This is a genomic window from Arthrobacter terrae, assembly GCF_015708085.1.
Taxonomy (GTDB): Bacteria; Actinomycetota; Actinomycetes; order Actinomycetales; family Micrococcaceae; genus Arthrobacter_M; species Arthrobacter_M terrae.
Genome location: NZ_JADNYM010000037.1, coordinates 20,768 through 31,499, shown reverse-complemented (window position 1 = coordinate 31,499; position 10,732 = coordinate 20,768). Strand labels below are relative to the sequence as shown.

At 61.3% G+C, this 10,732-nt stretch carries 9 protein-coding genes; 5 read left to right on the top strand and 4 right to left on the bottom strand.

The window, feature by feature from the left end; genetic code table 11:
- Positions 1-127: 127 nt before the first annotated feature.
- Both IV500_RS20350 and IV500_RS20345 read right to left on the bottom strand, forming a co-directional pair.
- On the bottom strand, positions 128-976 hold the full coding sequence (locus tag IV500_RS20350; RefSeq protein ID WP_196398645.1) for an urea carboxylase-associated family protein: 849 nt from the start codon (positions 974-976) through the stop codon (positions 128-130).
- Entirely contained in the window at positions 973-1,686 is a 714-nt protein-coding gene (locus tag IV500_RS20345) for a GntR family transcriptional regulator (protein ID WP_196398644.1), read from the bottom strand. The genes IV500_RS20350 and IV500_RS20345 overlap by 4 nt, the downstream gene beginning before the upstream one ends.
- Positions 1,687-1,850: 164 nt before the next feature.
- Here IV500_RS20345 and IV500_RS22015 point away from each other — a divergent pair, with 164 nt between their 5' ends.
- The 5 genes from IV500_RS22015 to IV500_RS20320 all read left to right on the top strand — a co-directional run bounded on the left by IV500_RS22015 (position 1,851) and on the right by IV500_RS20320 (position 8,835).
- Positions 1,851-4,316: an ABC transporter permease subunit gene (locus tag IV500_RS22015; protein WP_281064085.1), complete on the top strand. Its 2,466-nt coding sequence runs from the start codon at positions 1,851-1,853 to the stop codon at positions 4,314-4,316.
- Between the two features lie 12 nt (positions 4,317-4,328).
- Entirely contained in the window at positions 4,329-5,087 is a 759-nt protein-coding gene (locus IV500_RS20335) for a LamB/YcsF family protein (RefSeq protein WP_196398643.1), read from the top strand.
- A gap of 5 nt (positions 5,088-5,092) precedes the next feature.
- On the top strand, positions 5,093-6,661 hold the full coding sequence (locus IV500_RS20330; protein WP_196398642.1) for a 5-oxoprolinase subunit B/C family protein: 1,569 nt from the start codon (positions 5,093-5,095) through the stop codon (positions 6,659-6,661).
- Between the two features lie 48 nt (positions 6,662-6,709).
- A complete protein-coding gene (locus tag IV500_RS20325) occupies positions 6,710-8,455 on the top strand; it encodes an acetyl/propionyl/methylcrotonyl-CoA carboxylase subunit alpha (protein ID WP_196398641.1) in 1,746 nt (581 codons plus the stop codon).
- Between the two features lie 167 nt (positions 8,456-8,622).
- Positions 8,623-8,835: a hypothetical protein gene (locus IV500_RS20320; RefSeq protein WP_196398640.1), complete on the top strand. Its 213-nt coding sequence runs from the start codon at positions 8,623-8,625 to the stop codon at positions 8,833-8,835.
- Between the two features lie 275 nt (positions 8,836-9,110).
- Here the strand turns inward: IV500_RS20320 and IV500_RS20315 are convergent, their stop codons facing one another.
- Together IV500_RS20315 and IV500_RS20305 are read right to left on the bottom strand one after the other, a co-directional pair.
- The gene (locus tag IV500_RS20315) at positions 9,111-10,031 is read right to left on the bottom strand and encodes an NADP-dependent oxidoreductase (protein ID WP_230855268.1); all 921 of its coding nucleotides are present in this window, start codon (positions 10,029-10,031) and stop codon (positions 9,111-9,113) included.
- A 278-nt stretch (positions 10,032-10,309) separates the two neighbouring features.
- Positions 10,310-10,714 (bottom strand): MFS transporter, encoded by a 405-nt coding sequence (locus tag IV500_RS20305; RefSeq protein ID WP_196398639.1) that lies wholly within the window; start codon positions 10,712-10,714, stop codon positions 10,310-10,312.
- Between the last annotated feature and the right edge of the window lie 18 nt (positions 10,715-10,732).

Below are 10,732 nucleotides of genomic sequence, written 5' to 3'. Positions count from 1 at the left end.
GCAACCTGGGACTTCGATAAAGCCTCCAACACAGAACGCTCAGCCTCGGACAACAACAACGCAGCAGCTGGTCTCGACATAAACCCAGCTTAAACCCACACTCATTACTTATTTTGGAGACACACCACTAGGACCAAGCCTGTGCATGCAGGCCGTGGCCGCCCGCGTATTCGGGAAGCTCTGGCGGGGTCCAGCCTGACAATAGGCGGTCCTCGAGCTTGTAGACCTCAATTCCGATGGGGCGGCAGACCTCTATGGGGTCGTGGGCGCCCTCGCCCCACATCGGAACCGACAGATCGCCCCCGGGGCAGGTGGACAGGGCCATCAACAGGTCCTGCTCGGCAAAGAGCTCGAAGTAGTCACCAACCTTCGCCGGACATGCCTTCATGAAGTACTGGTCGTTGTTATTCAGCCCGGTGCACTGGAAGACGTTGAGCACATCATGGACATCAAACTCGGTGAGCCCAAAGGGGCGTACGGCCCGCGTCAGGTTGGAATGGCAGTGGTAGTCGAAGTCCTCACCGGTGAGCATTCGGTTGACGTAGGGGTCACACCGGGTGCCCAGCGTGTCATGGACGCGGCCGCCGTCTCCGTCCACTCCGTAATCCTCCAAGGTGTCGGCCGTAATCGTGGCCAGGGGGCGCAGGAAGGGGAGATTGGACCAGAGCCGGTCAAAGGTGGTTACGTGGGCAGCCTGCAACTGACGCGTCCGTGCCGCCCAGAAGCGTTCCCGGGGGTTGTCGAAGTTCCAAATGTTCAGGTCTCCCACTTGGGGACCGTCCACGGTCCGCAGGCGGCATACATGACCGGCGGGCACTTTCCATCCTTGGCCGGACCTGATGGGGATCTCGAAGGAATCCACAAGGGTGCGTTCATCCAGTGACCGGGCTATGCTGCCGTAGAAGTCTTTGTCCACGTCCAGGGCGGCCCCCTTGTAGGCGGCATCCGTTAGCGCGGCTTGGGATGGCTGATTCATGATGTCCTTTCGATGTTTGTAAGTTTTGCGTGGGTCCGGACCGCTGCCCGCACCCCGTCGGTCAACTGCGCTTCGGACTCGTTGAGGTAGTCCGTCAATTGTGCGGTTGCCTCGTCGCGGCGACCGGAGAGGATGAGGTCCGCAATGTCGCGGTCCCTGCCGACCCACGAGACCTGGAAGGCGCTTTCGTCAGGCATGACGGCAAAGGCAAGCCGGAGTTGGGCTGCCAGGTTCTCAAAGAATGCGTCCAGGCGTTCGGAGCCTGCCAACCGGACCACGCTTTGGTGAAAGGCAAGGCTTGAGGTCCCCACGTTGTTCCAATCGCCTGACTGCATGTGCTTCTCGCTGGACGCAGCTGCCAATTCCATCTGCTGGAGCAGGAGATCCGGCGCGTTGGAACTTTGGGCTATGGCCCCGGTTTCCAAAAGACGGCGTGCTGTATAGATGTCGTGGATATCGCCGGCACTCAGTGCCCGAACCGAACTGCCGGCGTTGCGAACGGAGACCACCAGACCATCCATGGTGAGTTGTTTGAGGGCATCCCGGACGGTGTTGCGAGACACTGCATATTCGGTGGCCAGCACCTGATCCACAAGGCGGGAGCCAGGCCGCAGCCGGCCGGCGGTGATTGCTCGGCGCATGGAGGAGCGCACTGCTTCCGCAGCGGGAACGTCCCGTTCGCTGACCATCGGCTCATGATGCGTCGTCATGTCTCGAGAATAACAGTGTTGAACAATATCGTGTCAAGTAAGCGATCGCGAATGGCTGGTCGGTGGTGCTCCCCGAGGTGCAGCACTGCATTTGTATGCGATATTAATGATTTTTCTAGCTGAGTGCTTTGACAAGACTGTTCAACAATCTATAGATTCGCATCATGACTTGGAGCACACTGGTTCGGCATGGCCGACGCGTCCTGGCCCTTCTGACAGCCCTGACCTTCATTGTCGGGGTTCCCTTGGGGCCCGCACTTGCGGCATCGGCTGCCCCGGCATCCGCTGCGGTGCGGGTGGCTCAGGCCGCACCCGTGACGGGTGGGACGTTGCGGATAGGGTCAGACCTGACGTACCCGCCGTATGCATACATGTCCGCCGGCCTGCCATCCGGGTTCGACCCGGACTTTATGCGGGCCATGGCCACGGAACTTAACATGCAGCCGCAATTTGTTGACACCCGATTCGAGCAGCTGGTCACGAGCCTGAAATCCGACCACTTTGACGTGATCGCCTCAGCGCTCTACATCACGCCAGAACGCGCCGCACAGGTGAACTACATTCCTTACTTCACCACCGGCAACTCCATCGTGATGTCCACCACCACCACAGCCCGGGCAACCAACGCCAACGACCTCTGCGGGCTTTCAGTGGCCGTCATCAAGGGCGGCGAGGTGGCCACCCAGCTCCGTTCCACGGCCAGCACTGCCTGCATCAAGGCTGGAAAGAAGTCCATCGACGTCCGCGACTTTACTGCCGACGCCGAGGGTACCCAGGCACTGCTTTCCGGACAGATCAACGCCCAGGTCACCGACGCCGCGGTTGCCAAGACAGCTGTCGACAGCGCGGGCGGCAAACTTGAAATCACCAGCAAGGATTTGCTCTTTCCTGTCCCCGTGGGCTTGGCCGTGGACAAGGGAAACGTGGCTCTGGAGAAAAACCTCACGAAGGGTCTGGATGCCATGAAGGCAAACGGCACCTATCAGGCCCTGCTGGCCAAGTACAACCTTGCCCCGGCAACGAATGCGCAGGTTTCGGCGGCCTTGGGAAACAAAAACGGTTCCACGAACAATGTCGACACGGGCAAGACCGGATTCAGCTTCGATTGGGCTTACTTTTTCAGCCTGTTCGCCCAAAAGGATTTTTGGGCGGCCACCGTCACCGTCGTCGCACTTTCCGCACTGGCTTGGGGGATATCGGTGATTTTGGGGATGGCAGTGGCGCTGGGGCGGCAGTCAAGACACTTATGGGTGCGTAAGACCCTTGACATTTACGTCTGGTTCTTTCGCTCACTTCCTCTGCTGGTGCTGTTGATCTTCGTCTACAACGCCCCCCAAGTGATCCCGGAACTGCGCACTCTCGTCGGTTCACCGTTCATGGCCGGACTCATAGCCCTGGTGCTCTCCGAAACGGCTTATATCTCCGAGATTCATCGCGGCGGTCTCTCCGCCGTCGCCGGGGGCCAGGGTGAGGCAGGCCGTGCGCTTGGCCTTCCGTGGGGTGCCGTACAGCGCCACATCCTGATTCCCCAGGCGTTCAGGGTGGCCCTGCCATCGCTGGGGAACGAACTTGTCACCATCATCAAACTGACCTCCTTGGTTTCTGTGATCTCGCTGACAGAAATCCTGTTGGTGGGTCAGCGGCTCTACACACAAAATTTTAAGGTCCTGGAAACACTGGCCGCCGTCGCGCTCTACTATGTGCTGCTGGTGACCGTGTTTGACCAGGCACTCAAAGTCTTCGAACGCAGGCTTGATTTCCGGCGGCGTGGACTCAAGACCAAGCTCGCATCCGCGGGCACCCTTGGCGCCTTGGAACTGCCCGTTCCGGCACCCCGCACCAGCACCCCGCACGAAGGTGAAGTCGTAATTGAGACCCGAAGCGAGCGAAAGTCATTCGGCCAGACCGAGGTTCTCAAGGGGGTCGACCTGAAAGTGCATAAGGGCGAGGTGGTAGCCGTGATCGGACCGTCAGGATCAGGCAAGACCACGATGATCCGCACCCTCAACGCCATGGAGTCCATCGACGCGGGCGAGGTGCTCTATAAGGGCGCGCCCGTGGGCTACAAGGTCTCCTCCGCCGGACTGCACAAGCCGGTCCCGGACAAACAAATGGCCAGGACCCGGGAACGGATCGGCATGGTATTCCAACAATTCAATCTTTTCCCGCACAAGACCGTGCTGGAAAACGTGGCCTTCGCCCCCCGCCATCTCGGCAGTGCCCTGGACGCCGATGTCCGGGCCAATGCGCTGGCGCAGCTTCGGAAGGTGGGCATGGACGCGCATGCAGATAAGTACCCGCACCAGCTCTCCGGCGGACAACAGCAGCGCGTGGCGATCGCGCGGGCCCTGGCAATGTCCCCGGACGTCATGCTCTTTGACGAGCCCACGTCCGCACTTGATCCCGAGCTGGTCGATGAGGTTCTGCAGGTCATGACGGAACTTGCCTCCGAGGGATTAACCATGGTGGTGGTCACTCATGAAATGCGCTTTGCACGGGAAGTGGCCGACTGGGTTGTCTTCATGGACCAAGGCATGGTCGTGGAGGAGGGCCCGGCAGCCGGGATTTTTGACCATCCGCAACGCGAACGAACCCAGCGCTTTTTGACCCGCGTTATGGCAACCAGCTAGAAGGAGTCCCTCGTGGCAACTATCGATCTCAACAGTGACGTGGGCGAATCGTTTGGAAACTGGAGCTTCGGAGACGATACGAAAATCATCGCGGCCACGTCCAGCGTGAATGTCGCCTGCGGGTTTCATGCCGGGGATCCCACGACCATCCGTGCCACGTGTGCGGCAGCCAAGCGGACCGGCGTCGTCATCGGTGCCCATCCTGGATATCGGGACCTGGCCGGATTTGGCCGCCGCTTCATGGACATTGAACCCGACGAGTTGACGAATGATGTGGTCTACCAAATCGGTGCATTGCAGGCGCTGGCACGGGCCGAAGGTGCCCTAGTGCAGTATGTGAAGCCCCATGGGGCGTTGTACAACACGATCGCTCACCACGCTGGGCAGGCGGAGGCTGTTGTCCGCGCGATACTTTGTCTGGACCCCTCGTTGCCCCTGATGGTGCTCCCGGGCTCCGAGATTCAGCGCACCGCCCAAGCCGCCGGATTGCGCACTGTGGTCGAAGCGTTTGCAGATCGTGCTTACAATCCGGACGGCACCTTGGTGCCCAGGACGAGGCCCGGGGCAGTTCTGAAGAACCTTGACGCGGTGGTAAAGCAGAGCGTCCGCCTGGCGACTAAGCAGGAGATCGAGGCGATTGACGGCAGCGTGCTGCATGTGGAAGCACAAAGCATCTGTCTGCATGGCGATACTCCGGGAGCCGTTGCCATGGCGGACAGTACACGACGGGCGCTGATTGAAGCCGGCGTGACGATTGAAAGCTTTGTGTAGCGGCTATGCCAGAAAACGTGCGAATCAGCCCCGTGGGGGATCGTGCCATCTTGGTGGAACTGCCCGGCTTGAACCAGGTGCTGAGCCTGCATGCCCTGCTCAAAGACAGCCCAGTCCCGGGCCAGGTTGATGTGGTCGCGGCCGCACTCACGGTCCTTGTCACGGCGGACTCCACCGCCACGGCGAGAAGGATAGCGGCGTGGGTCAAAAGCGCAGATCTCACCGCTGTACCGGAGCGCAACGACACACTCACCGTGATCGACACCTCCTATGAAGGTGAGGATCTAAACGCGGTGGCGGAACTGATGGGCCTGTCACGGGAAGCAGTGGTGGAGTATCACTCCGGCAGGACCTGGACGGCTGCCTTCGGGGGCTTTGCCCCCGGCTTCACATACCTTAGTCGCGATGACGACGACGTATCCATCCCGCGCCGGGCAACGCCGCGGACAGTTGTTCCGGCCGGCGCCGTAGCACTGGGCGGAAAATACTCGGCCGTCTATCCCCGCCCATCACCGGGCGGTTGGCAGCTGATCGGTCGAACCACGGCGCAGATGTGGGACCCGACACGGCGGGACCCGGCCCTCATCAGCTCCGGGAACAGGGTACGGTTCCGGCCGGTCCGCGAAATAGTGGAACTTAGCCAGCCGCCGGTTAACGCCGCTGGCGTTTCGTTCGAGGGCGGCCTGCAAGTTGTGGCATCGGGATTTCAGACCACGGTCCAGGACTTGGGCCGTCCCGGCATGGCGGACATCGGCGTCACAGGTTCGGGAGCCTTGGACCGCTCCGCGCTCCGAAGAGCCAACCGCCTGGTCGGAAACGCTGCGGAGGCGGCCGGATTGGAGTCTGTGCACGCGGGGCTGGAACTGCAGGCTATGAGCGACCAGGTCATCGCCGTCAGTGGGGCCCGGCCAGCGCTAGTCGTTTCCGCCGTCGACGGTGCCCAACGTTTGGTGCCCTCCGAAGCACCGTTCGCCTTGCTGGCCGGTGAACGGATCACCCTCGGCACCCCCACGGTCGGATTCCGCAGCTACGTGGCCTTCCGGGGCGGCATCGAAGTGCCAGTGGTCTTGGGAAGCCGGTCCACTGATGTACTTTCCGGGCTCGGCCCGATGCCGCTTGCCACCGGGGACCGGTTGCGGGTATCTGCCATGCGCACCGGCAGCGCTGTCGCGAACCCGGAGACTCCGCCCCCCGCCCCGGTCGGTGCTTGCGTACTCCGGTACGTTCCCGGTCCGCGCGCTGACTGGTTTTCATCTGCGGCACTGGATTCACTGGCTGAAGAGCTCTGGACTGTCACGGCGGCATCCAACCGACTTGGCCTACGGCTGGATGGAGTGCCACTGGAACGCCGGATCTCTCGGGAACTGGTCAGCGAAGGAACCGTGGAAGGTGCCATCCAAGTCCCCCCGTCCGGTCGGCCGGTCCTCTTCCTTGCTGACCATCCGGTAACCGGAGGCTATCCGGTGATCGGCGTCGTGCTCTCAGCGGATCTGGACAAGGCAGCGCAACTGGCACCCGGATCCACCATCCGCTTCCACCCCTGCCCCGAAGCTGGTCCCGTTGCTGCCCCATAGCACCACTAAATCCGCCCTCGGACCTTTCCCCCACGAAGGAAGCCCCACATGCACAAAGTCCTGATCGCAAACCGAGGCGAAATCGCCGTGCGGATTGCGCGCGCCTGTAACGAACGCGGCATCGACTCAGTGGCTGTCTATGCAGACGTCGACGCCGACGCCTTTCACGTCACCTCCGCCACCGAAGCCTATGCGCTGCAGGGCAATAGCCCTGCCGACACCTATCTCAACGTTCCCAAGCTGCTGGAGATTGCCCGCCGTTCCGGTGCCGACGCCGTCCATCCCGGTTACGGATTCCTGTCCGAAAACGCGGATTTTGCTGAATTAGTTCAGGAATCCGGCCTGGTCTGGATAGGCCCCTCGCCGGAGACCATCCGCCTCCTCGGCAACAAGGTCACCGCCCGTGCAGTCGCCCTTGTTGTCGGAGCCCCGCTGGCTGCAGGCAGTGATGGGCCGGTCGCTTCAGCCGAGGAGGTCCGCGAGTTCGCCCTGCAGCACGGGCTTCCAGTGGCGATCAAGGCCGCCTACGGCGGCGGTGGCCGGGGCCTGAAGGTCGTGTCGGAACTTGATGGGATCGAGGAGGCATTTGATTCCGCGGTTCGAGAATCCATGGCTGCCTTCGGCCGGGACGAGTGCTTCGTGGAGCAGTTCCTGACCCGGCCCAGACACGTTGAAGCGCAGGTGCTGGCTGACACCCACGGGAACGTCGTCGTCGTCGGCACGCGTGATTGCTCGCTGCAGCGCCGCCACCAAAAACTCGTCGAGGAGGCGCCGGCGCCCTTCCTGACAGATGACGTGCTCGAACAGATCTACACCTCGGCAAAAGCCATCTGCCGCCAAGCAGGATATACAAGTGCCGGGACTGTGGAATATCTGGTCACTGAAGATGGAACGGTTTCTTTTTTGGAAGTCAACACCCGACTTCAGGTAGAACACCCGATCACAGAGGAAACATCTGGAATCGACCTGGTGCAGGCCCAGTTGGCGATTGCCGCTGGCGAAAGGCTGGAGCTCAAAGAGGATCCGCGTCCGGGCGGACACGCTTTCGAATTCCGCATCAATGCCGAAGACCCCGGCCGTGGGTTCCTGCCTTCACCAGGAACCCTAGATATTTTTGAACCGCCGACGGGGCCCGGCATCCGTGTTGATACCGGCTTCCGTGCCGGCGATGTGATCCCGGGCCAGTTTGATTCGCTTGTGGCCAAGCTGATAGTAACCGGGGCTGACAGGGAGGAGGCCTTGCGGCGTGCGCGCCGGGCGCTGGCCGAATTCAAAATAGGCGGGATTGCCACCGTACTGCCGTTCCACCAGGCCGTGGTCAATGACCCGGCCTTCACCAAGACCGATGCTTTTGGCGTCTACACAAACTGGATTGAAACGGCCTTCACTGGCGCGATCCCGGCCAATACGGAATTCTCTACCTCCAGCACTATTCCAGCACGGCACAAGTTCAGCATCGAGGTCGACGGACGCCGCGTCGAGCTGGGGCTTCCAGCCGGACTGCTCGCCGCAAGCGGGACCAACACGGTCTCCGCCGCGCGGCTGGGCGATGGAAGTGATGCTTCCATCAAGGAAGAGCCTGCCGCCACGCTTGTCTCCACCATGGCCGGTACGGTCGTCAAATGGTTGGTCAGCTCCGGCGATGAAGTCGCAGTCGGAGATCCCGTGCTGGTTCTGGAGGCAATGAAAATGGAAGCCACCGTGGCCGCACACCGCTCAGGAACACTGGGCAAACTCTTCGTGGACGTCGGCAGCACTGTGACGCAAGGGATGTCTTTGGCCGCGATCAGCTAAAGAGCAGTCAGTGCAGGACGACGGTGGTGCCTGATAAGCCGGTGCTGTCCGCATGGCTGTGTTGAAACATGATGAGCAGTGGAGGGAGGAGTGCCGCCTCACGAATGGTGACAGGCGGTCGTACTGTGGGAATCACACGGGGGTACCGGTGAGAGGAAGAAGATCCCATGGTGCAGAAACTGGGGGAGGCTGGCGGGCGGGGCTACGACCCGGACTTGTTGGGCTTCGAAGTTGCTACCCCGGTGCCACGGGAAAGGATTCCCGGTGAGCTGCTGGTGTGGGAGGACGGGACGATCCTGCCGCACACGCAGTTCTCGCTGGCCATGAGTCTCGCGGCGCTTCGCCTATCCGGTGCCCTGGCGCCGGAGGCGGGAACCTAATACCCGATACTGCTATGCCGAAGGTCACGCTCTGCGGACTTTAGGCGATCATAAGAAGTGGAGCGCGTAGTCGGCAGTATGCGCGTAGTCGGCATTATGGAGGTGTCTTTTACTCGGCCACCGATGGTTGTTGGCGGAGGCGCTTTCCGTGCCCAGTGAACAGAGCGTTGGCGTTCGGTCACAGTCCTGGGGAGGACGTATTCGACAGTGTACTGGGCAGCGTTCCGGAAGTCTGGCGGAGGACTAGAGTCCACCTCCTCGTATGCGCGTTGCTGTTACTCCCGTTGTAGGACGAGCTTGCCTCGAGCACGTCGGGTCTGCACTTTTGCCAGGGCGGCCAGGGCATCGTCAAATGGGTAGACTTGCTCGAGCCCCAAATGCATTTCCCCAGCGGCGATCTGCTTCATGAGTTGCATCAACTCATCCATAACGTTCACCTCGTACGGGATCCCCATCATGCGCACGCCGCGTTCCGCGACTAGTGCATCTCCCGAGACCGAGATCAACGAACCACCATCCTTCACCACGGGCAGGCTTTCGGCCGATGTGCCGGGTTGCACCGCCATGACTGCGTCAACCCCGCCGGGCATCCATTGAAGGACCTGCTTTCGCCATTGGGGGTCGTGATAGTCAACTGCTTTGTGTGCGCCGAGCGAGAGCATGTAGTCGTGGTTGACTTCCGAGGCGGAGGCGGCGATGCGCCACCCCCGTTTGCGGGCGAGCTGAATCGCGAACGTGCCAATCGCTCCCGAACCACCGGCGATGAAGAGCGACCCGCCGGTTGGCACGTCAGCCAGTGCCCTTAGTGCCTTCAGGGCGGTGTTCCCAGCTACCGGTATCGCGGCGGCCTCAATGAATCCTAAACCGGTGGGAATGGGCATAATGAGCGACGCCGCCTTGACCGCGGCGTAGTCGGCCCATGTTCCGCCCTTCGGCTGCATCGAACTGACGAACACGACGCGATTCCCTGGCTGGTGGCCGACAACTCTGCTGCCGATTTTCTCGATCACACCAGCAGCTTCGATCCCGATCGGATACGGGTATTTCGCGTCGCTGGGCAAGAAGTAGGAATCATGGATCCCAACGCCCATCGCTTGCACGCGCACGAGCAACTCGTCGTCGTCGATTTTGGGAACCGGTACTTCGGTCAGCTCCACGGTATGTGCACCGGGCTGTGGAATGACGAACGCTTTCATATCGTGGGTGTTCTCCATTGTTCACATGGCCGGAATAGGGACAGTGCATGAGAGGCGGCGGGGCTGGGCACTTTACGGGTCTTCGTCTGAGTCTACGGGGCCATTATCGGAACGTTTGAAGGGTTCCGCTGCCGGAACGTGCGATTGATCAGCTAAATCGGATTCGGGCTTTGAGGCGTATGCAGACTTATTGGGCCTCATAGCCACAGTGGTGCGAAGAGGAGTGCCTCGCACCACAGTGATCGCCATCGCCGAGACGGCCGCAATTAGAGCCGTGATCAGGAAGATTGGTCCGAATGCGTCGGCGTAGGCGGGGAACACTTCCTGCACTGACGCGGGAGCCCGCTGATATCCAGCCGGGTCTCGCCCAAGCCCCCGGAAATCGCGTCCTGTTTGATGCCCAGTTTGCCCCAGCCTTCAGCGATGTTTGTACCGACTCGGCTGGTCAGGATGCCGCCAAGGACGGCTACGTCGATGGCCCCGTCGAGCGACCTGAAGAACGCGATGGCCGCCGACGCTGCACCGACTTCGGAGACGTCGACGGTGTTCTGAACGGCCAGCACGATGTTCTGTACCAAAACCCCGATGCCTAAGCCCATAAGCGCCATGAAGATGGCAACGAAGAGGTACGAGGTGTCGTGGTTGATGGTTCCCGGGCCGGCCAGACCGATCAGCATGATCACGCTGCCGAGTCGGTGTCA

What these genes read in the sequence shown, in the direction of transcription:
- IV500_RS20350 (WP_196398645.1), bottom strand. Translation starts at nt 976, where the DNA reads ATGAATCAGCCATCCCAAGCCGCGCTAACGGATGCCGCCTACAAGGGG.
- IV500_RS20345 (WP_196398644.1), bottom strand. Translation starts at nt 1,686, where the DNA reads ATGACGACGCATCATGAGCCGATGGTCAGCGAACGGGACGTTCCCGCT.
- IV500_RS22015 (WP_281064085.1), top strand. Translation starts at nt 1,851, where the DNA reads ATGACTTGGAGCACACTGGTTCGGCATGGCCGACGCGTCCTGGCCCTT.
- IV500_RS20330 (WP_196398642.1), top strand. Translation starts at nt 5,093, where the DNA reads ATGCCAGAAAACGTGCGAATCAGCCCCGTGGGGGATCGTGCCATCTTG.
- IV500_RS20325 (WP_196398641.1), top strand. Translation starts at nt 6,710, where the DNA reads ATGCACAAAGTCCTGATCGCAAACCGAGGCGAAATCGCCGTGCGGATT.
- IV500_RS20320 (WP_196398640.1), top strand. Translation starts at nt 8,623, where the DNA reads ATGGTGCAGAAACTGGGGGAGGCTGGCGGGCGGGGCTACGACCCGGAC.
- IV500_RS20315 (WP_230855268.1), bottom strand. Translation starts at nt 10,031, where the DNA reads ATGAAAGCGTTCGTCATTCCACAGCCCGGTGCACATACCGTGGAGCTG.